Origin of the sequence: Butyricicoccus sp. AM05-1, assembly GCF_003474415.1 — a bacterium.
Classification (GTDB): Bacteria; Bacillota; Clostridia; order Oscillospirales; family Butyricicoccaceae; genus Agathobaculum; species Agathobaculum butyriciproducens.
This window is the reverse complement of the sequence record NZ_QUDG01000003.1, coordinates 1-23817: the sequence shown is the minus strand read 5'-3', so window position 1 is coordinate 23817 and position 23817 is coordinate 1. Positions and strand designations below refer to the sequence as shown.

Annotated in this window: 31 protein-coding genes and 2 pseudogenes; 28 read left to right on the top strand and 5 right to left on the bottom strand. The window is 47.2% G+C overall.

The features are described from left to right. The first annotated feature begins 62 nt into the window (after positions 1 to 62). Genes DW088_RS06025 through DW088_RS06015 form a run of 3 tightly spaced genes read left to right on the top strand, consistent with a single transcriptional unit; the run spans position 63 to position 2639 of the window. On the top strand, positions 63 to 1943 hold the full coding sequence (locus DW088_RS06025; RefSeq protein ID WP_118360130.1) for a recombinase family protein: 1881 nt from the start codon (positions 63 to 65) through the stop codon (positions 1941 to 1943). Positions 1944 to 1969: 26 nt separating this feature from the next. Beyond that, positions 1970 to 2323 (top strand): TnpV protein, encoded by a 354-nt coding sequence (locus DW088_RS06020; RefSeq protein WP_118360129.1) that lies wholly within the window; start codon positions 1970 to 1972, stop codon positions 2321 to 2323. Positions 2324 to 2339: 16 nt separating this feature from the next. Next, the gene (locus tag DW088_RS06015) at positions 2340 to 2639 is read left to right on the top strand and encodes a hypothetical protein (RefSeq protein ID WP_021650276.1); all 300 of its coding nucleotides are present in this window, start codon (positions 2340 to 2342) and stop codon (positions 2637 to 2639) included. Positions 2640 to 2666: 27 nt separating this feature from the next. Here the strand turns inward: DW088_RS06015 and DW088_RS06010 are convergent, their stop codons facing one another. Beyond that, a complete protein-coding gene (locus DW088_RS06010; protein WP_005933665.1) occupies positions 2667 to 3035 on the bottom strand; it encodes a helix-turn-helix transcriptional regulator in 369 nt (122 codons plus the stop codon). A 144-nt stretch (positions 3036 to 3179) separates the two neighbouring features. On the opposite strand from DW088_RS06010, the gene DW088_RS06005 reads away from it, so the two are divergent. The 12 genes from DW088_RS06005 (at position 3180) to mobQ (ending at position 11955) form a co-directional block, all read left to right on the top strand. Next, entirely contained in the window at positions 3180 to 3368 is a 189-nt protein-coding gene (locus DW088_RS06005; RefSeq protein WP_118360128.1) for a helix-turn-helix domain-containing protein, read from the top strand. Beyond that, positions 3361 to 4053 carry a response regulator transcription factor gene (locus tag DW088_RS06000; protein ID WP_118360127.1) on the top strand — a complete coding sequence of 231 codons (693 nt, stop codon included), beginning with the start codon at positions 3361 to 3363 and terminating at the stop codon, positions 4051 to 4053. The genes DW088_RS06005 and DW088_RS06000 overlap by 8 nt, the downstream gene beginning before the upstream one ends. Before the next feature lie 5 nt (positions 4054 to 4058). Beyond that, a complete protein-coding gene (locus tag DW088_RS05995; RefSeq protein WP_002596319.1) occupies positions 4059 to 4976 on the top strand; it encodes a sensor histidine kinase in 918 nt (305 codons plus the stop codon). A gap of 135 nt (positions 4977 to 5111) precedes the next feature. Then, positions 5112 to 6038, top strand: a complete 927-nt coding sequence (locus tag DW088_RS05990) for an ABC transporter ATP-binding protein (RefSeq protein ID WP_002594743.1) — start codon at positions 5112 to 5114, stop codon at positions 6036 to 6038. Beyond that, positions 6031 to 6825 carry an ABC transporter permease gene (locus tag DW088_RS05985; protein ID WP_118360126.1) on the top strand — a complete coding sequence of 265 codons (795 nt, stop codon included), beginning with the start codon at positions 6031 to 6033 and terminating at the stop codon, positions 6823 to 6825. Before DW088_RS05990 ends, DW088_RS05985 begins: the two co-directional genes overlap by 8 nt. 12 nt (positions 6826 to 6837) lie before the next feature. Continuing rightward, positions 6838 to 7653 carry an ABC transporter permease gene (locus DW088_RS05980; RefSeq protein WP_002596321.1) on the top strand — a complete coding sequence of 272 codons (816 nt, stop codon included), beginning with the start codon at positions 6838 to 6840 and terminating at the stop codon, positions 7651 to 7653. Between the two features lie 5 nt (positions 7654 to 7658). Next, positions 7659 to 8120: a hypothetical protein gene (locus tag DW088_RS05975; protein WP_118360125.1), complete on the top strand. Its 462-nt coding sequence runs from the start codon at positions 7659 to 7661 to the stop codon at positions 8118 to 8120. Between the two features lie 442 nt (positions 8121 to 8562). Further along, a complete protein-coding gene (locus DW088_RS05970) occupies positions 8563 to 8976 on the top strand; it encodes an RNA polymerase sigma factor (protein ID WP_118360124.1) in 414 nt (137 codons plus the stop codon). A 103-nt stretch (positions 8977 to 9079) separates the two neighbouring features. Further along, positions 9080 to 9532: an RNA polymerase subunit sigma-24 gene (locus DW088_RS05965; protein ID WP_117522862.1), complete on the top strand. Its 453-nt coding sequence runs from the start codon at positions 9080 to 9082 to the stop codon at positions 9530 to 9532. Between the two features lie 10 nt (positions 9533 to 9542). Beyond that, complete coding sequence (locus tag DW088_RS05960; RefSeq protein WP_118360123.1) at positions 9543 to 10004, top strand: RNA polymerase sigma factor; 462 nt, start codon at positions 9543 to 9545, stop codon at positions 10002 to 10004. 28 nt (positions 10005 to 10032) lie between these two features. Then, positions 10033 to 10323, top strand: coding sequence for a DUF3847 domain-containing protein (locus DW088_RS05955; RefSeq protein ID WP_024739841.1), 291 nt, complete (start codon positions 10033 to 10035; stop codon positions 10321 to 10323). Between the two features lie 186 nt (positions 10324 to 10509). Continuing rightward, positions 10510 to 11955, top strand: a complete 1446-nt coding sequence (mobQ, locus tag DW088_RS05950) for a MobQ family relaxase (RefSeq protein WP_118360122.1) — start codon at positions 10510 to 10512, stop codon at positions 11953 to 11955. 107 nt (positions 11956 to 12062) lie between these two features. On the opposite strand, the gene DW088_RS05945 is transcribed toward mobQ, so the two are convergent. Beyond that, the gene (locus DW088_RS05945; protein ID WP_002596328.1) at positions 12063 to 12353 is read right to left on the bottom strand and encodes a type II toxin-antitoxin system YafQ family toxin; all 291 of its coding nucleotides are present in this window, start codon (positions 12351 to 12353) and stop codon (positions 12063 to 12065) included. Beyond that, positions 12350 to 12628, bottom strand: coding sequence for a type II toxin-antitoxin system RelB/DinJ family antitoxin (locus DW088_RS05940; RefSeq protein WP_005924829.1), 279 nt, complete (start codon positions 12626 to 12628; stop codon positions 12350 to 12352). The genes DW088_RS05945 and DW088_RS05940 overlap by 4 nt, the downstream gene beginning before the upstream one ends. Positions 12629 to 12754: 126 nt before the next feature. Here DW088_RS05940 and DW088_RS05935 point away from each other — a divergent pair, with 126 nt between their 5' ends. From DW088_RS05935 to DW088_RS05915, 5 genes are all read left to right on the top strand, one after another. Next, complete coding sequence (locus tag DW088_RS05935; RefSeq protein ID WP_118360121.1) at positions 12755 to 13153, top strand: cysteine-rich VLP domain-containing protein; 399 nt, start codon at positions 12755 to 12757, stop codon at positions 13151 to 13153. Between the two features lie 113 nt (positions 13154 to 13266). Beyond that, positions 13267 to 14001, top strand: coding sequence for a phage replisome organizer N-terminal domain-containing protein (locus DW088_RS05930; RefSeq protein ID WP_014081139.1), 735 nt, complete (start codon positions 13267 to 13269; stop codon positions 13999 to 14001). Beyond that, positions 13998 to 14861: an ATP-binding protein gene (locus tag DW088_RS05925; RefSeq protein ID WP_118360120.1), complete on the top strand. Its 864-nt coding sequence runs from the start codon at positions 13998 to 14000 to the stop codon at positions 14859 to 14861. Before DW088_RS05930 ends, DW088_RS05925 begins: the two co-directional genes overlap by 4 nt. 64 nt (positions 14862 to 14925) lie before the next feature. Beyond that, on the top strand, positions 14926 to 15099 hold the full coding sequence (locus DW088_RS05920; RefSeq protein WP_005924807.1) for a transposon-encoded TnpW family protein: 174 nt from the start codon (positions 14926 to 14928) through the stop codon (positions 15097 to 15099). 77 nt (positions 15100 to 15176) lie between these two features. Further along, positions 15177 to 15542, top strand: a complete 366-nt coding sequence (locus tag DW088_RS05915; protein ID WP_117541254.1) for a hypothetical protein — start codon at positions 15177 to 15179, stop codon at positions 15540 to 15542. A gap of 56 nt (positions 15543 to 15598) precedes the next feature. On the opposite strand, the gene DW088_RS05910 is transcribed toward DW088_RS05915, so the two are convergent. After that, positions 15599 to 16912, bottom strand: coding sequence for a hypothetical protein (locus DW088_RS05910; RefSeq protein WP_118360119.1), 1314 nt, complete (start codon positions 16910 to 16912; stop codon positions 15599 to 15601). A 124-nt stretch (positions 16913 to 17036) separates the two neighbouring features. Here DW088_RS05910 and DW088_RS05905 point away from each other — a divergent pair. Further along, positions 17037 to 17627 (top strand): annotated as a pseudogene (locus tag DW088_RS05905) (VirD4-like conjugal transfer protein, CD1115 family); the annotation flags it as partial. A gap of 97 nt (positions 17628 to 17724) precedes the next feature. Next, on the top strand, positions 17725 to 18102 hold the full coding sequence (locus DW088_RS05900; protein WP_118360118.1) for a TnpV protein: 378 nt from the start codon (positions 17725 to 17727) through the stop codon (positions 18100 to 18102). Positions 18103 to 18106: 4 nt separating this feature from the next. On the opposite strand, the gene DW088_RS05895 is transcribed toward DW088_RS05900, so the two are convergent. Continuing rightward, positions 18107 to 19156, bottom strand: a complete 1050-nt coding sequence (locus DW088_RS05895; RefSeq protein WP_118360117.1) for a DUF6076 domain-containing protein — start codon at positions 19154 to 19156, stop codon at positions 18107 to 18109. A gap of 328 nt (positions 19157 to 19484) precedes the next feature. On the opposite strand from DW088_RS05895, the gene DW088_RS16710 reads away from it, so the two are divergent. The 6 genes and pseudogenes from DW088_RS16710 (at position 19485) to DW088_RS05855 (ending at position 23804) form a co-directional block, all read left to right on the top strand. Then, the gene (locus DW088_RS16710; protein ID WP_243029812.1) at positions 19485 to 19637 is read left to right on the top strand and encodes a hypothetical protein; all 153 of its coding nucleotides are present in this window, start codon (positions 19485 to 19487) and stop codon (positions 19635 to 19637) included. A gap of 108 nt (positions 19638 to 19745) precedes the next feature. Further along, on the top strand, positions 19746 to 20051 hold the full coding sequence (locus DW088_RS05885) for a molecular chaperone (RefSeq protein WP_118360116.1): 306 nt from the start codon (positions 19746 to 19748) through the stop codon (positions 20049 to 20051). Positions 20052 to 20182: 131 nt separating this feature from the next. Then, the gene (locus DW088_RS05880; RefSeq protein ID WP_118360115.1) at positions 20183 to 20791 is read left to right on the top strand and encodes a recombinase family protein; all 609 of its coding nucleotides are present in this window, start codon (positions 20183 to 20185) and stop codon (positions 20789 to 20791) included. 123 nt (positions 20792 to 20914) lie between these two features. Further along, a complete protein-coding gene (locus DW088_RS05870; protein ID WP_199720416.1) occupies positions 20915 to 22108 on the top strand; it encodes a hypothetical protein in 1194 nt (397 codons plus the stop codon). Between the two features lie 201 nt (positions 22109 to 22309). Further along, positions 22310 to 22642: pseudogene (locus DW088_RS05860) on the top strand (macro domain-containing protein); the annotation flags it as partial. Between the two features lie 178 nt (positions 22643 to 22820). Continuing rightward, positions 22821 to 23804 carry a transposase gene (locus tag DW088_RS05855; RefSeq protein WP_147356553.1) on the top strand — a complete coding sequence of 328 codons (984 nt, stop codon included), beginning with the start codon at positions 22821 to 22823 and terminating at the stop codon, positions 23802 to 23804. Positions 23805 to 23817 lie beyond the last annotated feature (13 nt).

Genomic DNA, 23817 nt, shown 5'->3' with positions numbered 1-23817 from the left:
ATGATTTTGTCATGGTTAGTGAAGCAATCACTTAGAGCATTTTTGTTTCAGGAGGTACAGCCATGAGAAATGAAAAAATTACCCCACTGTACGAGCGCCTGAGCCGGGACGATGAGTTACAGGGCGAGAGCAACTCCATATCCAACCAAAAACAGATGTTAGAGGATTTTGCCCGCCGGAATGGGCTGCCCAACCCTACGCACTTTACCGATGATGGTATCTCAGGCACCCGTTTTGACCGCCCCGGATTTTTGGCGATGATGGAGGAAGTGGAGGCAGGGCGTGTAGAGGCAATCGTCATCAAGGACATGAGCCGGTTAGGACGCGACTATCTGAAGGTCGGTCAAGTTATGGAGGTTTTGCGGCAGCGAGGCGTTCGTCTGATTGCCATCAACGACGGTGTGGACAGTCTGAAAGGCGATGACGATTTTACCCCGTTCCGCAACATCATGAATGAATTTTACGCCCGTGATACCAGCCGGAAAATCCGATCTGTGTTTAAGTCAAAAGGCATGAGTGGCAAGCACCTGACCGGCACTGTGATTTACGGCTACTTATGGGACGAAAAACGGGAGCATTGGCTGGTAGATGAGGAAGCTGCCGAAGTGGTACGCCGTATATTCTCCCTCACGCTGGAGGGATATGGGCCTTACCAGATCGCCTGCAAATTATCCACAGACCGGATTGAAATTCCTGTCGTACACCTTGCCCGCTTCAACGAGGGTGTGAACCGTTCAAAGCCGGTCAAAGACCCCTATGGGTGGGGATCATCTACCATCGTGAACATTTTGAAAAAACGAGAGTATTTAGGGCATACCATCAATTTCAAGACCCGCAAGCACTTTAAGGACAAGAAAAGCCACTATGTTTCTGAGGACAAATGGACGATCTTTGAGAATACCCATGAAGCCATTATCGACCAGCAGACCTTTGATTTGGCGCAGAAAATCCGCAGCAATGTACGGCGTTATCCAAACGGCTGGGGCGAAGCGGCTCCCCTCACAGGTTTGCTCTATTGTGCCGATTGTGGCGGCAAGATGTATGTCCACCGCACCAACAATGGCAGGCGGATTTCTCAATATACCTGTTCCAATTATACCAAAGTTCCGTGTGGGACACTATGCCCTACACAACACCGTATCAATGAGAGTGCTGTTCTGACATTGGTTTCTGACACGCTCCGGGCTATCGCTGAATATTCCAGAAATGACCGGACGGAATTTATTCACACCGTTCAGGAAACGCAGGTTGCTCAACAGAGTGCCGATATATCGAAAAAGCGCAGGCGTCTGGCTGCTGCTCAAAAGAGAGCCGAAGAACTGGAAAAACTGATTTGCAAAATCTATGAGGACAACGCCCTCGGCAAGCTGCCGGATGCACGATATAAGGCGCTTGATGCACAGTATGCCAAAGAGCAGGATGCACTTGAGATTGAAATTGCAGAGCTGGAAAAGGCTGTTACCGGCTATGAGCAGAGCCAGAAATCAGCGGAGAAATTTATAGCCCTGATTGATAAGTACGAGAATTTTGACACTCTGACAAACACCATGCTCAATGAGTTTGTAGAGAAAATCCTTGTCCACGAACGCGCCCGAAAAGGCAGTCAGGACACCACGCAGGAAATTGAAATCTACTTCAATTTTTTAGGACGCTATATCCCACCATCCTTACAGCCGGTTCCTTTAACTCCGGAGGAACAGGAAGAACTGCGGAAAAAAGAAGAACGCAAGGACAGGCTTCATCAGAATTATTTGAAGCGGAAAGCCAGCGGCGCACAGAAACAGTATGAGGACAAAATCAAGGCGAAGAAAAAAGCGGAAATGGACGCTAAGAAAGCCCTGATCCGGGCTGAGGATATGAAAAAAGGTGTTTTTTCTACTATCGGTCAGCTGCCAAAAGAAGAACCACGCAAAGGCAGCATAGCAGCCAGCGCAGCAGTCTAATCATCACGAAGCAAAGGAGAATGAATATGAGTGAGTTGACTTACATTCGTTGTGGAGATTATGATATACCCAACCTAAAACTTTCTGAACAGCCGGAAACTTCTATCGGCAAGTACGGCAGAATGCGAAAATCCTACCTAAAGAAACATCGCCCCATTCTCTACAACCATCTGCTGATGAGCGAGAAGCTGTATCCACACCTGTTAGAGATTGAGCGGACAGCACAGGAGCGCGTGGACACCATGTTGCCTCACATGATGGAGACTGCGGGTGTCGCGGAAGAACTGAAAGCCTGTGACCCTATGCGTTGGGTGGGGCTGATGAACACATTAACGGCACAGATTGAGGAAATTTTAATCAGGGAACTGATTTGCAGCTGAATGGGAGGTGCGGGAAATGCTGACCTTTGAAAAGATTTTGAAAGTGTTTCAGGCATATCTGGATGATGATCCACTGTATGAGGTGGTTCAGACCAGCCACGGTTATACATTGATGGCATGGGAACCCCACCGGAATGACTGGTACAGCGCTGAAATACAGAAAACCCCGGAGGATTTACGGAACGCTTTGTTGGGTACATACGCCAACTTTCTGGAAGATAAGATTACTGGAAATGACCGTGACCTGACTGTGACAGAAACCGGAGAAATCCAGCAGAGGTGCCGGGAACTTTTGGAAAAGTGCAGGGAAACATGATACAGAAACGCCAGAAGGAGGCCGCGATTATGCGTCCTCCTTCTGCTTCGCAGTCTGTTCCATTTTGAGCGCCCCGTCTATGGCACCTTCGATAATCGGCAGGTATTCTTCAGGGCAAAGCTTCAGCTTGTGGCTGACCCGTTGCCGCTGTTCGCTTTCTTCTCGCATAATCTCCGGGTTAAAATACCGTTCCACGGGAAGTCCGCAGACCTTAATCAACTGGATCATCACAGGCAGGCTCGGAATCGCACCTTGATTCTCAATGTTGGCAAGATACCGCCATTCAATCCCAACCATTTCTGCCAATGTTTTTCGTGCCAGACGCTTTGCCTCTCGTGCAGCTTTGACATCTGCGCCGAAGGTTTCAAAACCGGGACAATCTTCAACTTTCGCCATATAACATCACCAAGTTACATTGTATAATTCATACTTCGCCCGTGGAATGTTGCTATATGCAGGTTGGTTGAAGTTTATAATTCACATTTCGTTCCTTGCATTGTTCGAGAAAGAGAACTATAATGTACTCTGTGGAGGTGCGAAATGGACTATATGACATTGAAAGAGACCGCCGAAAAGTGGGGCGTGACACCTCGTAGGGTAAATTATTATTGCGCCGGAGGGCGCATTCCCGGCGCCGTGAAGATGGCTGGTGTTTGGCTGATCCCAAAGAACGCAGAAAAGCCGATTGACGGAAGGACAAAACAAGGGAAGGGGTTGCACCATGAATAAAATCCTGATTATAGATGATGACAGAGAACTGTGCGCTTTGATTAAACGTAGCGTACAAGCAGAAAACATAGAAGCTGATTTTTGTAATACCGGAAAAGAGGGCTTACAAAAATTAAGAGAGCAGGAGTATCAGCTTGTGGTGTTGGATGTGATGATGCCTGGTATGGATGGCTTTGAAACGCTGGAAGAAATCCGCAAAGAGAGCAGTCTGCCGATTTTGATGTTCACATCTAAAAATGACAGCATTTCTAAAGTACGGGGCTTACGGGCCGGAGCGGACGATTATCTTACAAAACCGTTTGATATGGATGAACTGATTGCCCGTATTGCGTCTCTTATTCGCCGCTACACTCGCTTTAATCAGCAAGCTGGAGCCATACAAAAGCTAAATTTTGACGGATTGCAGATTGACCTTGAAAATCGTTCTGTTACTACATCAAACGGCGCTTTTGAACTGCCCCCAAAGGAATTTGATTTGCTCCTGTACTGTGCAAAACATCAAGGGAAAATTTTGACCAAACAGCAGATTTATGAGGAAGTATGGGGCGAAGAATATTTCTATGATGACAGTAACATTATGGCGATTATCAGCCGACTTCGTAAAAAATTAGAAGTCAATCCTTCAAGCCCAAAGTATATCCAAACGGTCAAAGGGATTGGCTACCGCTTTAATAAGGAGGTATAGCCAATATGGAAATCATCGTTTTCTTGTCCATTGTGATTGCTGTTGTGGCTGTGCTGACTTCCATCGTTCTCGTTCGGCGCGTAAAAAAACAAATCGCAGAAATGACCGATGTGCTGGTTGATGTGAAAAACGGAAATGGCAACCGGCGTATTCTGTCTGCAACAAATGAATTGACAGCACCTCTTGCCTATGAAATCAATGAGATTGTTGTGTCCTATGAAAGCAGACTTTCAACTGTACGGCAGACAGAAGAAACCAACCGCCAGCTTATGACGAGCCTTTCCCATGATGTTCGGACACCCCTTACCACTCTGATTGGGTATCTTGACGCTGCACACAAAGGACTGGTCACAGGAAAAGACCGGGATGATTATATTGAAACCGCCCGACGGAAAGCCCATGATCTGAAAGAATATATTGATGTGCTCTTTGACTGGTTCAAGTTAAATTCCAATGAGTTTGCTTTGGAAATCCAGAGCGTTGAGGCCGCAGAGCTGACAAGAAATATCCTGATTGACTGGATACCGATTTTTGAGGATAAACAGGTTGATTATGACATTGATATTCCCGAACAGCCTGTCCGGGTAAGATTGGATATGGACAGCTATATGAGGATCGTCAACAATCTCATTCAAAATGTAATCGCTCACAGCCATGCAGACAAAATCAAAATTGTCCTGTCAAAGAAGGAAAATAACATGGAGCTGCTGCTGGCGGATAATGGAGTAGGAATTGAGAAAGACGATTTGAAACACATATTTGAACGGCTTTATAAGTGTGATAAAGGACGCTCCGAAAAAGGAAGCGGACTTGGTCTTTCTATTGTCCATCAGCTTGTAGAAAAGATGGGTGGAAGCATAACAGTTGAAAGCTTTCCGGGAGAAGGAACTGAATTTATGTTGCTTTTTCCTTTGGAGATTTAAGCGGGTTCCCGTCTTTATGGCGGGAACCTTTGTCATTTTTGCCGGATTTCAAATTGCAAGGTTAATGCAAGGTTGCGGCAAGGTTAATGCAAGGTTGGCGTGATAGAATACCTTACAGAACAGGAGGTTTTGAATATGGATACAAATTACATCATTGAAACAAAAAATCTGACGAAGCAATATGGCTCACAAAAGAGTGTGGCTGACTTAAATATCCATGTGAAGCGTGGGAGAATTTATGGTCTGCTGGGCAGAAACGGAGCCGGAAAAACCACTACCATGAAAATGCTGTTGGGCTTAACGAAGCCGACTTCCGGGGAGGTCAAAATCTGGGGGAAACCCTTGCAGGGGAATGAAAAGAAATTGCTGCCCCGTATTGGTAGCTTGATTGAGTCTCCCGGCTTTTATCCCAATCTGACCGGCACAGAGAACCTGCGTATCTTTGCTACCCTGCGGGGCGTACCAAACAATCATGCCATCAAAGATGCTCTGGATCTGGTAGGACTGCCTTACAAAGATAAAAAGCTCTTTTCACAGTATTCTCTTGGTATGAAGCAGCGGCTTGCCATCGCCCTTGCCGTTATGCACGATCCAGAACTTTTAATTTTGGATGAGCCGATCAACGGTCTCGATCCTATCGGTATTGCAGAAGTACGCTCCTTTATTCGGGAGCTTTGCGACGCAAGAGGAAAAACCATTTTGATTTCCAGTCACATTCTTTCGGAGATTTCCTTGCTGGCTGACGATATTGGAATTATCGACCACGGCGCATTGCTGGAAGAAGAAAGCCTTGCTGAACTGGAGCAAAAAAGCAGTAAGCATATCCGGTTTACACTCTCTGATACTGCACAGGCGGCAAGAATTTTGGAACGCAATTTCCATGAAAACCATTTTTCCATACAGGACGACCACAATCTGCGCCTGCACAACCTTGATCTGCCTGTGGGGAAAATTGTAACTGCCTTTGTAGAAAACGGATTGGAGGTATCGGAGGCGCATACCTGTGAAGAAAGTCTTGAAGATTACTTCAAGCGTGTGACAGGGGGCGAAGGAATTGCTTAAACTAATCAAATGCGAATTTTTTAAATTAAAACGGAAGCCCTTGGTATTTATTTCTCTGCTGCTTTCTGTTTTCATGCCATTGGCTTATGCTTTCTTTCTGGCAGATGTAAACACTGATGTGGATGCTGTAAATGGAGTGATGTCCAGCCTGTTCCAGCTCAGTGCTTATTTGCTTTTGATGCCGCTCCTTGTGATACTGGCTTCCAATCTGCTGTTTGAGGAGCTGGACAATGACACACTAAAAAACCTTGTTACCATACCGATAAACAGAACCAAGTTGGTGCTGTCCAAGATGCTGGTTTTGCTATTGTTTGCCGTTGGCTTTATGGCAGTTGGAGGATTGGTAAATCTTGCGGTTTTGCTGTTTCAGGGCTGGGAGCCGGTTGGGTTTTGGACCTTGTTTGGCGTTGGGATAGAAGAAGGGCTGATTATGTGGGTAGGCGCACTTCCATGTATCCTGCTCGTTGTTCTTCTTAATAAAAACTATATCGTGTCGGTCGTGATTACCTTTTTCTATACGACTGCAAATTATATCCTTTCGATGAGCGATGCGTTCCTCACACAGCCTTTTGGTTTGAATATCGGAACCCTGTTTCCGGGACCGCTGGCTTTCCGCTGGACCTTCCAATTTTATGACCAAAGCCAGACCAGTGCGGAATTGGCAGACTTGTTGGAACGGATCAGTCCGTATTTTCTGAATGGTGTTCAGGTGTTCGGTGTGATTGTTGGGGAAGCCGTTGTATTTCTTGCGCTGATTGCGTTGGTTTACCGGCGCCAGGAAATCTAAGGGGGTGTAATTATGTGGAATTTATTAAAAGCAGAATTGCTCAAGCTACGCCGGTGCCAAATACTTTGGGTGGGGCTGGTGGCGCTTGCACTCTGTCCGTTGGTGCAATATGGGAGCCAGCTGATTGTGGAGGCGGAGTACCGAAATCCAAACTATGATTTTTCCACTCTGTTTGAGAATGTTGTCTGGGGCAATACGCAGATGTTTTTTCCGATTTCACTGGTGATGATTGGCAGCTGGCTGATTGACAGAGAATCCACCCATGATACGCTGAAAAACATCATGACAATTCCTGTTTCCATGCCGAAAATGCTGGGAGCTAAGCTCTTTTGGGTCGGGATTTTTGCAGTCCTGCTGGGAATATACAGCGTTGGCGTTACCTTGATTACTGGATTGACGGTTGGATTATCGGGACTGACAGTGGAAGTGTTTTTTCATGGAGGTACACAGATCGTGTTGGCAGCTCTGACGACCTATTTGGTCTGTATGCCGCTGATCTTGATTTTTGGGCAGATCCGAGGGGCATATCTGGGAGGTTCCATTCTGGCGTTTTTCCTTGGATATAGCATGCTGTTCTTCAAAGGCGGTATCCTTGCCAGCATCTATCCGTTTTCTGCTGCGCTGATTTTAGTGGGCTTTGACATGAGTGGATATGCCGGAACAACCACAGCCCCGAATCCTTTGCTGGCAGTCATTGGGGTTGGCATCATGGTTCTCTGGGCGGTGCTGTTGTTACTGATGTCCAGTAACAAAAAAGAAATAAAATCCCGTAAACAGGCAAATTCCAAGGGAAAAGGAAAGCGTGCTGTACGCAGGAAAGGAAGGTGATACCTGTGAAGAAAATAGTTCTATCATTATGCTTGATACTGTTGGGCGCTTCTGTGCTTTCCGGTTGTACAAAAGATGAAGTTCTCGATCAGTATAACAATATTGTTCAGTCTGCTGGTTCCATAGCACTTACCGGAAATTCATCCTTACAAGGTACGAAAGAAAAAGGAATTGATGATTATACAGGAAGCTATACAGCCAACTATGAGGATTTTTCAGATACAGAGTATTTGTTCGGCGGAACTTCCATAAAGCGTGAAGCGGGTAAGGATCTGTCTATTGACTGCGCGCTGGAGGTTACGGATGGAACTGCAAAAGTATTTTGGATTTCTGGATCTGATGAAGCAGTCACGTTGATTGAAGCAACCGGAACTTATAGTGACACAATTACACTTCCTGATGGTGGAAATTATATTGGCATTGAATGTGAGAATTTCACTGGAAACATTGAATTAAATATTGAATAATACTCTGCCGCGCGACGGCAAAAGAAAAAAGCCGTCGCAGAGCAGACATATTTTCACGCGCCTATGAAACGGCGGCTTTGATTTTCAGAGCCGCCGTTTCTTTGCGTTTGCACAAACCAATGACGACTTGCAGGGACACGGTAGCTGATTGGAGGTTAATTTACCGTGTCCTTCTTCTTATTTCGCAGTATCCATGATCTGCACCAGTTAAAAAAAGCCTGTTCCCAGCAGTGGAGCAATGCGGTCAGAAGTATGCACTATACCATGTAACTAAACAGCAAAATATACTCTATTACGCTCGTATGGCTTTATGCCGTCCGGGCGTTTTTTTGTCCCTATGGAGCCGGAACATCGGGTCAGCATGGCCCGAACTTTATCCCCGGTGCCGCTCCCCGCCGCCTCATTCAGATTTACCAAAAAAATCTGAATGGAGGAAAGGCAGATGGAAGTTACCATCAATTATAACGGACAAGCTGTGACCGTGGAGGTCACGCTGGAAGTCTATGAATTTCTTGACCGGGCCGATCACAAAACGGAGAACCTGTTCCATGAGCAGCGGCGGCATTGGGATGGCCGGGAGTTTGACGAGTACATCATTACCACCGAAGGCGTAGGAACCTACGGAGAAACGCCGGAGGAATACCTTTGCCGCATGGAAACGCTGCATGAGCTGATGGCTGTTCTGGACACCTGTACCGAGGCCCAGCGCCGCCGGTTCCTACTCTATGCGCTTGACGGGCTGAGCCTTGCAGAGATCGGTGTGCTGTGCGGTTGCTCCAAAGTGGCTGTTTATCAAAGTGTGGAGGCGGTCAGAAAAAAATTTATAAATTTCTTTGAGAACAGGCTTAACGAATGACCTGTTTTCTGGCTACCAAGTGAAAGGGATTATTTCCCTTATCTCAGCGATGGGCGGACAGCGGACAAGCTGCCCGCCCATCCGATTTTCAGGAGGTAAGCCTATGAAAACAATCAATCTGCGGTGGATGTATCCCCACTACCGGCATGACGAGTTTGTGGATGTTACGGACGAGGTATGGGCAGCGATGTATCAGGCCCAGCGGGAGATGGAGAACTATGAGCGTCGGAAAGTCTACCACCGCGCCTACTATTCTCTGGACGCATACAGCTGGCTGGAAAATTACGCACTGGAACACAGCAGATCGCCGGAAGATATTTTGCTGGAACGAGAAGAAATGACCACCCGCCTATATCTGATTGCAGCTCTGCCGGTGGCTCTGGCTCATGCCACTCCGACACAGGCCCGCCGTGTTCACGCCTACTACATTGCTGGTATCAAGCAGCCGGAAATCTCTCGGATAGAGGGTATCCACAGCAGCAAGGTTAGCGTTGCCATCCGCCGGGGTCTGCGGAATATGCGCCGCTGCTATGATGGCCTTTTCCAAACAGAGTGAGGGCGTGCCTATGCAGACTATCAATCTCAAACAATATTATCCATTTTGCAAAGAGGACATTTTTTTGGAGGTGTCCGATGAGATCGTCGAAGCGTTTCTTCTGGATAAGAGAGCCGAGGCCGCCAGAGATCGCAAGATGTTCCGGTATAAGGCGTTTTATTCCCTCGATTGTAACGATGGAATCGAAAATGCCGCCATCGGCTGGGCGCAGCCATCGCCGGAGGACTACCTGATAGAAAAAGAAGAATTAGCCGAATACGAAGAACTGATACGGCGATTGTATGAAGCCATTTCCTCCCTGTCGCCTATGCAGGCTCGCCGTGTTCACGCCCGCTATATGCTGGGTATGAAAGTGAAAGATATTGCCGCAATGGAGGGTATCACGCCATCACAGGCGGGAAAATCCATCCACGCTGCACTGCGGAGGCTGCGCCGGTACTTTGCTCGACAGAAATGGACGGTCAATCTATGAGTATTTTCAAAGAAAAGAGGTGCCTGACATGAACGAAAAAATTACAGCCCACCCCCAAAAAGAAGAACGGGAGAAAGTCCTGAAGGAGATTCGGCAGCTTGAAAACCGAAAGAAGATTTTGGAGAACAAGCAGCGGAACGAAGAACGCAGGGTTCGCACCCGCCGCCTGATTGAGCGCGGAGCCGTTTTGGAGGGGATTTTCCCGCTGGCTCCCGACCTTTCCGGCGCGGAGGTCAAAGCATTTCTGATTGCCCTGTCCCATCTTCCGGGGGCGGCGGAATTGACTGCAAACCTGCCAAAATCCGGGGACACGCCATAAGTCCCTTGTTTACAAGGGCGCACTTATACACCGTTGCCGGTGCTGTGCGCCCTGCCGGGAGCGTTGCGTACTTCGTCCGCGATGGGAAGCTACGCTCCCCAAACCCCTTGTGCGCTCTGCGCAGCCAGACACCCGCTTTGCGTATGCCCGGCTCCACAGAGCCTGTTATCCCCTCACTGAAAGGAGGTGTTCCCCATAGATTTCTGTCATATCCCCGTCAGTATCATCAAGCGCAGCGCAGGCCGTTCTGCTGTTGCCGCAGCTGCTTACCGCAGCGGAACCAAGCTGACAAATGAATGGGATGGAATGACCCACGACTACACCCGGAAAGGCGGCATTGTCCATGCGGAGATCATGCTGCCTGCCCACGCCCCGCCGGAATTTGCAGACCGTTCTATCCTCTGGAACAGCGTGGAGCAAATCGAGAAAGCAAGGGACAGCCAGCTTGCCCGCGAGGTTGAAGCAGCCCTGCCCCGTGAACTGTCCGGCGAACAGCAGCTTGCCCTTGTGCGTGCCTATGTGAAGGACAACTTTGTAGACAAAGGAATGTGCGCCGACTTTGCTATCCATGACAAGGGAACCGGCAACCCTCATGTCCATATCATGCTGACGCTCCGGCCTTTGAAAGAAAATGGACAGTGGGGCGCAAAGTGCCGCAAGGCATACGATCTGGACGAGAATGGACAGCGTATCCCGGATGGGAAAGGCGGCTGGAAAAATCATCGAGAGGATACGACCAACTGGAACGATAAAGGGAATGTGGAGATTTGGAGGGCAGCGTGGGCGGCCTGCACCAACCGGGCGCTGGAATCTGCCGGCAGACCGGAGCGCATTGACCACCGCAGTTACAAGCGGCAGGGCATTGATAAGATTCCGTCTGTCCATCTGGGGCCAGCCGCCAGCCAAATGGAAAAGCGCGGTATCTGCACCGACAAGGGAGAAGTAAACCGGCAGATCGCCGCCGACAACAAGCTGCTGAAAGAAATCAAAGCCCGCATTACCCGTCTTTATTACTGGTCGAAAGCCGAAGCGGAAAAACCACAAACACAGCAAAGCAGCTTGACCGCCTTGTGGGAGGCTCAGCAGCAGTTGAACGCTCCCCGCACCCGTACCGGAAAAATCCGGGCTTTGCAGGAAAGCGCTGCACTATTCAGCTTTTTACAGGCAAACGGCATCCAGTCTATGCAGCAGCTTCATGAAAAAATCGCTGATATGAACAGCCATTACTATGACTTGCGTGGTAAGATCGTCAAGGCCGAGCGCCGGATCGCCATTCTTACCGAACGCGGGGAGATGTGGGAACAGTACAACCAGTACAAGTCCATCCACAAGCAGCTTGCCAAAGTAAAGCCGGAAAAGCGGGAACAGTTTGAGCAGCGCCACAGCCGGGAACTGATCCTCTATGACGCGGCGGCCCGGTATCTGAAAGAACTGAAAGCCAGCGGCGAGGAAATCACCCCGAAGGCATGGCAGCGGGAAATCGACCAGCTGACCGCCGGAAAGCAGACGGACACGCTTGCCATGAAATCCATGCGGGAGGATTTGAAAGCAGTGGAACGGCTCCGCAAAACCGCCGAGCAGCTGTCCCGACAGGAAAGGGACAAGTCTCACGACCGTGAGCCGGAGCGGTAAAGGCTACCGCGTTTTGGCGTACCCCTGTCAAGTGCGTCGCGTTTCACGACATACCTTTGCATACAGAAAAACCGCCGTACAGGTTTCCCCATACGGCGGCAGACGGTTTATTTGCCGAACAAGTCGCTGTGTGTGCCGGTGCGGGCCAGCGTCAGCACCAGAACATCATCCTCTATGCGATAGACAAGCAGCCAGTCCGGGAGAATATGACATTCCCGATGACCTGCCCAATCGCCGGATAGGTCATGGTCACGGTTCTTATCCGGCAGCGGTTCGCCCATCGCCAGCAACGCTACGACCTGCTCCAGCAGCTCGATCTTCAAGCCACGCTTGATGGCTCGTTTGTAGTCTTTTTTGAAACTGGTCGTGTACTTGACGGTATATTTGGTTTCTTTCATCTTTTCAGGTCAGCAAATAACTCGTCAAGGTCATTGTAGCCCTTTACAGACGGGTCTTTTGCAATCCTTTCCGCTTCCAGCATGGCAGCAACCGTTTCTTTGTTCGGCTGTTCCAGCCTTACTTCAAAGGGAATGCCGCCTTCACGAAGCGACTGGCGCACAAAGATGTTAAACGCCGTAGTCAGGTTCATGCCAAGTTCAGTAAACAGTGCGTCCGCTTGCGCTTTCAAATCTGCGTCCATGCGGATACTGATGTTTGTGGTATTTCCAGCCATACGATCAACCCCTTTCTGCTGGCAATTATAGTATATGCCATTTGCACGAAGAAAACAATACTTTGCACGAATATTTAACAATAAATTCATTCAAGGAGGTTACCGGCTTTATGAAAGAAATCATTTATGAAGAACAATAAGTCTGAACCTATCCCAGTCATGGATTACCGCCAGTACCGCAGAGTGCGGAGGCTGGTGCATGAGTGCTGTAACTACATCGACGAAAACTGTATCGCCCTGGACGATGGGGAGAAATGTGTCTGTGTCCAGTCCATTTCCTATTCCCTGTTGTGCAGGTGGTTTCGGACGGCGGTATTGCCGCAGGATAAGGAACTGGAAACGGCGCTGTTCCACCGGCTGAATGCGAAGAAATGCGCCGTATGTGGGGCGCTGTTTACCCCCGGTTCCAACCGGGCCAAATACTGCCCGGAATGTGCCGCACGCATGAAGCGGATCAACGCCGCAAAGCGCAAGCGGAAACAACGGGAGAAATGTCACGCTTTAGGGGCTGAAAAACCCTTGTAAATCAAGGATTTTTTCGAGGGTGTCAAAGGCAGGCTGATAGATTTATCCTCCGACCCCTAAAACGGCCTTAAAATGCGTACAGAATCCCAAGAGAAACCCCAAGGAGGAACCCTATGTCAGACAACCGAAAATATTATTACCTGAAACTCAAAGAAAACTATTTTGACGATGATTCCATCGTGCTGCTGGAAAGTATGCAGGATGGTGTGCTGTATTCCAACATTCTGCTCAAGCTGTATCTGAAATCGCTGAAACATGGCGGGCGGCTCCAGCTTGACGAGGACATTCCTTACACGGCGCAGATGATCGCCACCATTACCCGCCAGCAGATCGGCACTGTGGAGAGAGCCTTGCAGATCTTTTTGAAGCTGGGTCTTGTGGAAGTGCTGGACAGCGGCACATTCTACATGAGCAACATCGAACTTTTAATCGGCCAGTCCTCTACCGAGGCCGAGCGAAAGCGGGCTGCAAGGCTTCAAAATAAGGCTCTTTCTGCGCCCCGGACAAACGGCGGACATTTGTCCGACATTCGTCCACCAGAGATAGAGATAGAGTTAGAGAAAGAGATAGAGATAAAGAGAGAGATAGAGAAGGGACGCTCCGCCCGCGCCTATGGCCGTTACCAGAATGTTTTCCTGACGGACGAGGAACTGGCAGACTTGCAGGCCAGTTTTCCCACTGTATGGGGCCAGTACATCGAAAAGCTGTCCGAATACATGGCCTCTACCGGTAAGCGGTATCAGAGCCATGCCGCCACCATCCGGCGCTGGGCCGGTGAGGACGCGAAAAAGGCGGCCCCGCCCACCCGCAACCGGGATTACAGCGTAAAGGAGGATGAAACCGTATGATGGAGATTACCGCAGAAATCCGGGCGCTGATCGACAAGGCAGCCGCCGGTATGGAACTGGCCGGGGACGAGTACATAGACCCGGCAGACGGCCTCATTCACTGTAAAAAGTGCGGCGGCCAGAGGCAGACCGTTGTGCCATGCTTTGGGAAACCCGGCTACTTCATGCCCCGCTGTATCTGCCAGTGTCAGCGGGAGGCTGAGGAGCAGCGCAAGGCTGCTGAAGAACGGCAGCGCCGCATGGAGCGTATCAAACGCCGAAAGGCACAGGGCTTGCAAGACCGCTATCTCTATGACTACACCTTTGCCAACGACAACGGCAAAAACCCATTGATGGACAAGGCCCGCGCCTATGTGGAGAACTGGAAGGAGGCATATAAAAACAACACCGGCCTGCTGTTGTTCGGGGATGTGGGAACCGGCAAGTCTTTCTTCGCCGGATGTATCGCCAATGCTCTACTTGACCAAGATGTGCCGGTGCTGATGACGAACTTTCCCACCATTCTGAACCGCCTGACCGGGATGTTCTCTGAGGACAGGTCGGAGTTTATTGCCAGCTTTGATGAGTACGACCTGCTTATCATTGACGATTTGGGTGTAGAGCGCAGTACCGAATATGCTATGGAGCAGATGTTTTTCGTCATCGACAGCCGCTACCGCAGCCGCAGGCCCATGATTATCACAACAAACTTGAAACTGTCCGAGCTGAAAAACCCGCCTGATCTGGCCCACGCCCGTATCTATGACCGTATTCTGGAACGGTGTGCGCCGATTCTTTTTGACGGGAAGAATTTCCGGGAAGAAAATGCCGGTGCTACCCGACAGATAGCAAAAGACATTGTAAACAGTAAGCAAGACTGATTTTTTACCGGGCGGCACAGACCCGTTCGGAGAAAGGAGCGCCATGAACAGAGAACCCCGTACTATGCAGGTGGCAGACGCCGCTACTGCGTCCAGAGCGCCGGAAAACACGCCAGCGATGGTAAAGAAAATCGGCAAGACAACCTACAAGGTTCATGTCCATTTCAGCAATACCAGCACAGAAACCATGAGCGATAAAATCAAGCGTATGCTCAAAAATGAAATTCAGCAGATGTGACAGACTGATAAACGAAGCCGCCTTGTGCTAAACTGATGATGGTACGCACCAAAATTTTTGTCAAGGAGGACACGAAAATGCTTTACACAGAAAAAGAGAAGCATGAAATTGAACGAGTAAAGGAGGTCTTTGCGGAACATCTGCGGCAAAGCCCTGATTTTGAACTGTTTTGGTCGGACAAGGTAGGCTATGTCTGGCTGGCGATTGGCGTAAATCCAGTCTATGTGGATACCGGTATCAGAATCGAATCTGCCGCCGATCTCTGTTACAGGTGTTTGGACGATGTAGCTACGGATGTTTTATATATGACGGGCAACGATCACGCGCTGGAAGCAGCCGATCCGCTGGAATTGGCCGAAATCAAGCGGCGCTGGGAACCATATATCAACCAGCTGCCGGAATATGCGTATATCTGCGACGATTTACTAAGTGGACGCCAATAATTCACATGCAAACGTGCCAGAAGCAATAAAATGCTTCTGGCACGTTGTTACGAATTTTAGAGCTTTCTATGGTTTCGATACTCTATTATTCCCCAAAACAGTCCGAGAATAAACAGCGTGACCACAATAATAAAGCTGTATTTGAATGGTACACCAAAATGTGCTTCTATGACATCAAGAGTTCCGATAGCACTGAGTAAAGAAATAATGTATAGCAGAACATTCAAAATCGCAGAGTTTCTGCTTTTCTTTAGTTCATTTTGTGCAGTCAAATAGGATATTTTTAGGTGAAGAGCTTCTGCATGTTTTTTGTAAGGCTCGCTTTCCTTAATGTAGTTCAATAAATTATGAGTTTCAATTGGAAGATTAGGAGAGCAAAAAAGATTCTGCAAGTAAATATCATTTCGTACCGACCGCCGAAGATCTGTTTCATTTTCAAGGTTAGAGTTTTGAAAAATATGAATATAGAGTTTTAGCGATTCCAATATAATGGCCGAATATAAAATTGGTTGAAAGTTATCACAATCAAAGTCAGAAACTACACTACAACCAGCTTGTGGATAATATTGGTATATTTCCACTGTACTAATGTCCTTAATTGGTTCAGCAGGCGCTTTCGTATCAATGAGTTTGCAAAAGTAATCTGAAATATTTTCAATATTATTCGAAAAGACCAATGTGTCATGCACAAAGAAATATTCTTGGGAACGATAACACTTATTTGTCAATTCCCAGATAAACTCAGAAATATTTTCATATATTATTTCAGAAATTTTCATTCCTGCCTCGACAGGTTTCTCTTCATCAAAGAATTGATATTTCTCCACAGACAGTAGGTTGTAGTTTTCTGCTTTTGCCCCGACATCATCTTTGGCAAGTGGTTTTCCTGTTTTGTAGTTTATGACTTCAAAAGCAATGAACAAAACACTGTTCATCATAAAGGCACCGGCATCAATTTGATACATCTGACCATTTATCCAAACTAAAAATGGCTCTAGCCAGAAAGTAAATTCGATTTTGAAATATCGTTCATCAACTAAGATAGATTGTGCGTGCCTAAGATTGATATAGAAACCGGAATCTTTCAAAGAGTCACTTGCATTATTTTCTTTTTCAGCTGAATCTTTTGATTTGAAGGAAAATGTAGTCGCTTGATGTACATAATCATATTGGGCCGTTACCTCCATTTTCCCATCAACAGAAGTAATAGTCTCGTCTGTTGCCACGAAAGAAAGATGATGCTTTTCCAGTAAGGATTGCATCTGCTTCTTTTTGTGCGGGATAACATTACGAAGTTTTCGTAAAAACCAGTTTGTCGCTTTATACTGTGTCGAATTATATGCGCTTAAAAATAAAACAGTATCATCCACTTGCAATGACCTCCGATCTCGTCAGTAAAATTTATATTATTAATTATACAGCCAAATGACATACACAACAAGCATAGTGCAACAGATAATACTGTTGCTTATTTTTTTGATAAAAAGTCCTTGACAACTCGTTTCGGGAAAAACAGCCAAGTCGATTCTTATTTCTTGCGATGCGCGTCTTGCCGTATTTGATATTGTGGAGCTGCGCGAGGTTACATCCTACGATGAGTTGGAACTGGATACGCTGGGAGACAGAAAAACGGCTCTGTTTCTGATCATGAGCGATACGGATGACAGTTTTAACTTTCTCATTTCCATGTGCTACACCCAGTTGTTCAACCTGCTTTGTGAAAAGGCAGATGATGTGTACGGAGGCAGGCTTCCGGTTCATGTGCGCTGTCTGATTGATGAGTGTGCGAACATCGGGCAGATTCCGAAACTGGAAAAGCTGGTGGCCACCATCCGAAGCCGTGAAATCTCTGCCTGTCTGGTGTTGCAGGCGCAGAGTCAGCTCAAGGCGATCTATAAGGACAACGCGGATACCATCATCGGTAACATGGACTCACAGGTATTTCTTGGCGGTTCTGAACCGACCACGCTGAAAGAACTCTCCGAAGCGCTCGGCAAGGAAACCATCGACACCTTCAACACCTCAGACACGCGCGGCAGCAGTCCAAGCTGCGGCACGAACTATCAGAAGCTCGGCAAGGATGTGCCATGCTTGTTGGTGAAGAGTTCAGCTGCCTTGAATTTGATATGAACAGGGACACGATCAGCTGGATTCGGAGGAAATCGAATACAGGAGGTTGCTTATGGAACACTTACCGAAGAAAACCTGTCAAAACGGCATCAGCTATACGCTGGTCGGTGACTATTATATTCCGGACTTACAGTTACCGGAAGAAAACCGCCCCATTGGAATCTGGGGGCGGATGCACAAAGCCTATCTGGAGTTGTACCACCCAGCCCGGTATAATGACCTGATTTTGTCCGGCAAACTATGGACATATCTGGCAGATCTGAATGAGCAGGCACAGGAGCGTTTGTTCCTGATTATCAAGCAGATGAAGGTATCCGAGGGTGTGACTGAGGAGCTGAAAGCAGCCGATCAGATGGCGTGGGTCAGGGCAATGAACAGCATCCGCAACCGGGCAGAAGAAATTATTCGTTCTGAAATGATTTACTGCTGAAGTGTCAGTTTTTTGATTCAGCCAGTTCCACAATAATATTACTCTGCCGGAGAAGCCAGCCTGAAAATTCCTTTGGGCTGGCTTCTTTCTTTTTCACAGCCTGTTTGCGCTGCAAGGCTTCTTTTTTGAAGGATTCAAAAGCAGCCAGCATTTCTTCCAGACGCTCAGAAGGAAAACCAGAAGTTTTCTTTGCCTTATTGATTTTGTTTCGCCAGTTCTGGCACTCATTTTTGTAGAGCGGATCATAATTGTTTTCTCTGGCTCGTTCATCAAACTCACGCTTGTTTTGGAGGGACGGTTTTTTGCGGCACTTATCGCTGCACAGCTCATATCGCTGGCTTTTGGCAAGAAATACTTTCCCACAGATTTTGCATTTTCGGAAATAAAGCCCCCAATCGTTCAGCCGGTTCAGATAATAGATCATCAGTGGATACAGGGATGAATAGGCGGCAACATACTCCATTTTTCGGTTGCTGTCTGGATACCAGAGGTCAAGCCGGGTATCTTCCTGCGGCACAGAACCATAAATATGCGTGGAAATGTTCAGGCGTTTTGGTTTTCCTAAATTTTCATCAAAGTCAAGAGGTGGATTCCCCATAAATAGAGCAGTGAAGCCATTCATTTTCCCAATAAAACATTCACAGGCAGACTCCCGATCTCGTGGTTCTCTTGCCTTTAAATATTCGTTCCAGATACGAAGTGCCACATACATTCTCACCGGATCACCGGTGAGATATTTTTTTGCCAGAAAATCACCGGACACCTGTTCCAGTTCTGGCTGCTTCCACCGGTTAGAGTGAAGCGATTCTCTCAGCGGTATTAAACCGAGGCGATTCCATTCACCGTCTGGATCATGTTCAAAGGCTGAAAGCATAGTTCCCAAAGGGCGTGTAACATCACATAGCACCTCGGCATCGTCATATCCCTGTAAACGAAACCGGATTTGCAGTTCTTCTCCAATCAAAATACGCTCTTTCATTTTCTGTCTGTCCAGCGTCAGCACCAGCAGAATACGGTCATAAAGCGGTTCGTGCCGTACAAATTCAAAGTCCATACAATTCCCTCATCTTGCTTTATGGTAATTTTATAATTCGGTTATATCCGTTACGCTCGTGATACTGTAAAGCTATTGTTTTGTCAAGTTTATGGAGATATGATGGCATCGGATGGTAATTTTGTTCTATCGTGTACCTTGACAACTGAATGACCGTCTGAACTGAGATAAACCGCCACGACCTCTCCTAAAGCGGAGGGCGAGCGCACCGAGAAATCGGTGACTCATGTATGTCGAGCAGGACAGCATGAAGGAAACGGGACAGGTAGAACGGCAAATATGCGGAAAATGAAATATCAAAAAATTTAAATAAAGGAGGAACACCGATATGAAAGAAAAAACGAAGTGGAACAACTATGACGCTCTGCCCCTGATTTTGGATGTTACAGATATTCAGCATATCATGGGGATTTCCAGAGCCAGCGCCTATGAGCTGGTACACACACACCGGGGTTTCCTGTGGTGCGTAGTGGCCGGTTGATTAAAATCAGCAGGAAAGCCTTTTTTAATTGGCTGGACAGCGGCGGCAATTCCCACGAGAACAGAAAAGAGACAACAGCATAACTGCGAAATGGAAGAGGAGTTTTTTATGATGAAGCTGTCTAAGTATGAGAAAGAAACCATCATTAACTGGAACGAAGCAGAAAGCACCGCCAGCATCTACACCTTCAACACCGATCTGAAACGCAGACTGGCAGAGTTCAGCCGTAAGTATCCGCTACTATGCCGGCTGGAGCGCAGCACCTCGGAGGACAGCGTAACCTATGTGATCGAAAAGTCTCGGCGGTCTGTCCGTTTGATTTCACCATACAGTGAAGAACGACTGGCAGCTGCCAGAGAGTACGCCAAACAACATGGATTTCAGGTTTTGCGTGCAGAAAAGGAAAGTGCCTGATTACAGGGCAAGTGACTGCAAAATGCCGGGTCTGCACCCGGCATTTTCACAGTCTATTTATTCGGGAGCATCAAGTATCCTGTACCATAGAAAATGAAACATATCCGGTCGGGAGAAAGGAGGGAAAAGCAATGGGAAATTTGTATGGATATATCCGTGTCAGCACCAGAGAACAGAATGAGGACAGGCAGATTCTTGCACTGAAAGAACTTTCTATCCCGGAGAAAAATTTGTTTATTGATAAGCAATCCGGTAAGGATTTTGAACGTCCTCAGTATCGGAAAATGGTAAGGAAACTGAAAAAAGACGATCTGCTCTATATCAAGAGCATCGACCGTCTGGGGCGCAACTATTCTGAAATTCTGGAGCAATGGCGGATTCTGACCAAGGAAAAAGGGATTGACATTGTGGTGCTGGATATGCCCCTGCTGGATACACGCCGAGGCAAAGACCTGATGGGTACGTTCCTCAGCGATATTGTGCTGCAAGTGTTGTCCTTTGTAGCGGAGAACGAACGCACCAATATCCGGCAGCGTCAGGCGGAAGGAATTGCCGCCGCTAAAGCAAGAGGTGTCCGCTTTGGACGCCCACCAAAGCCTTTACCGGAAAATTTCCACCACTTATACCAACAATGGAAAAACGGCAAAATCACAGGCACAGCTGCTGCAAAGCTGTGCGGGATGCCACTTTCCACCTTCCGCTATCGTGCGGAGATTTACGAAAAAGCCAAGTTGTTGTAAGCGGGTGTTTTTACAGAATTGTGTAGACGAGCTTTCTTTGACTTTGGCATTGAGAGAAGATGCAGATGAACGAGTTGAAGAAGCAGTGGAAGAAATGCTGAATGAACTGTGGAGGAAGATAAAATGGCAGTATGGAGATTACAGGTGAACACAGGAGGTACAAATGTTGCCGACTATTGCTTGAGAAATCATGTCGCAGCAATGGGATGGAGTCTGCGTGAATTAACCCAGGCAGAACGTTCTGGGATACATACATTTTTGGATTACTGTAATCTGGCAAGGACTCAGTACAAATCATTCGACAGTGTGTGCCGTATGGTAGAGGATGTAAAAGAAGGAGACTTGCTATGGATGCGCTCAAAAAATGAAGGGAAATACTATATTGCAAGGGTTAAGGCAAATAGCACCTGGGTGTTTCGTGAAGATGCGGTACAGATTGATGCTGCGAATCAGTTGACAAACATAGACTGGTATCCGGCTACAGATAAGGCTGATCAAGAATCCGTTCCTGGTGCTGTGGCAACATCATTTATTATGGGATCAACTATCCAGAGAATTAAGAAAAATGGAGTGGAAGCATACAGTCAAATGCTGTATAACCGTGTCCACGATTCAGCACTGGATTTATTCAATTATCCCGATCCGGCTCTCTCATTATGTGAGAAGTATTTTTACAGCTTGCTTCAGCCGGAAGATGTTGAAGATTTACTTGCGCTGTGGTTGTATGATACCAAAGGCTATGTTTGCATCCCATCGACGAATAGAATTGCCACACCAAAGTATGAGTGCGTTTTGGTTGATCCAAATGACCTGAACCGAAAGCATATTTACATTCAGGTAAAGAAGGGTGATGTTGATCTTAATACAGATGACTATTCCATCCTGAATGGTGAAGTGTATTTGCTTACAACGGAAGGAAACGTTCAAAATACACAGAAATATTCAAATGTGAAAGTAGCAGATCCAACGGTTATTTATGAATTTGCGATCAATCCGGATAAGTCCCATATCATTCCGGAAAATGTTTTATACTGGGGGAAGTTTCTGACAGAAATAGAAAATAATAGATTGAAGTTCTCTGCGTGTAAGGGAATCATGTTTGATACGAATATCTCGTATTCAGACACAAATGAATCCGAGATGATTCTTGGAAACAAAATAGCGGCATATGGAGATGCAAAACGGTATATCGACAACTTCCGCCAAGGGGATTATGCTCTTTTTTATTCCAAAGGAAGAGGAATTATTGCGGTTGGACAGATTGTCACAGACACGCCGACAGAAGTGGCTGATGAAAATATCATAGTGTCAAAATGATTGTGCCGGAAAATTTCAATGGGGATGTCAAGGCGTTGCCTGCGCTTTCTCCGAATGAAATAAAAACAATTTTGAAGCGGAATTTTTATTGGGCATCGACAATAAAAGCACCGTTTCTTACAGGGGCACAGGTTGAAATGTTGATTCGTGAACTGCAAAAAAGCATGTTTAACGAGGCAGCAGAAAGGGGAAAAATAAGCAATGCCCTTACAGATTATTAGAAACGACATTACAAAGATGAGTGTTGATGCAATCGTCAATGCTGCCAACACGTCTCTGTTGGGCGGTGGTGGTGTGGACGGCTGCATTCATCGTGCCGCCGGACCGGAGCTGCTTGCAGAGTGCAGTACGCTGCATGGCTGCGAGACAGGCAGCGCAAAAATCACAAAGGGATACCACTTGCCCTGCAAATATGTGATCCATGCAGTGGGACCGCGTTGGAGGGATGGCAAACATCGGGAACAGGAGCTTCTGGAATCTTGTTATCGGACATCTTTGAACCTAGCAAAAGAAGATGGCTGTCAGTCGTGTGCCGATAAGACAGTAATTTGAGAGAACCACAAAATCGGCATCTGCCAGGCAGGATTGGACAACAAAAAACAGGCGGCACTCAGCCGGGTGCCGCCTCAGTCTGTCGAAAAAGGTCACCTACGGGTGGCCTTTTTCTGGTAAAATGGTTCGAAAAATGGAATAATAAGTACGGGTGATAAACGTGCTAACGAAAAATATTGAAAACAGAAATCAAGTTGAGTTTGTAAGTTTGGAACAGATGGTTCCTCAGGACCATCTGCTGCGTCAGATCGATGCAGCAATCGACTTTAATAAGGTGTATGAATTTGTTGAGGATTTGTACTGCAAAGACAATGGGCGTCCCAGCATTGATCCTGTTGTTCTGTTCAAAATTGTGCTGATTCAATATATCTACGGCATTCGTTCTCTGCACCGAACACTGGAAGAGATTGGAATGAATATGGCGTATCGGTGGTTTATTGGATATCCGCTGAACGAGCAGGTTCCGCATTTTTCAACGGTGAGCTATAACTTCAAACACCGTTTTAATACCGCATCGGTAGAGTATATTTTCTGCTGGGAATTAAAGGCAGCTGCGGACGAGGGATATTTGGACACAGAAGCCATATTTGTAGACAGTACGCACATAAAGGCAAGTGCGAATCTGAAAAAGCAGGCCCGCAAAGCTGTACCCAAAGAAGCAAAGCGCTATGCACACGAATTGTTTGATGAGATAGACAAGGACAGAGAAACGCACGGAAAGAAACCTTTCGACGAAAACAACAACGGGAATGATTCCGGCAGTGGAGATAACTCCGGTGAATCGGAAATGGTAGAAAAGACTGTTTCTACTACAGACCCGGAATGCGGCGTATTCCACAAGGGCGAACACAAGAAAGTCTTTGCCTATGAAGCGCACATCGCTTGTGACAAGCACAACTTTATTTTAGGTGTACATGTTACGCCAGGAAATATTCACGACAGCGTAGCATTTGATTCTCTGTATGATGATATTTGCCAGCACTACCCCGAACACAAAATCGTTGCAGCCGACAGCGCCTACAAAACCCCTTGGATCTGCAAAAGAATCTTTGAAAGTGGCAGAGTTCTGACTTCTGCCTATACACGCCCCAAAACCAAAGATGGCAAACCCCTTACATGCTATCTGCTCTTTTGCCCTGTCTGAGTGAACGGCAGAT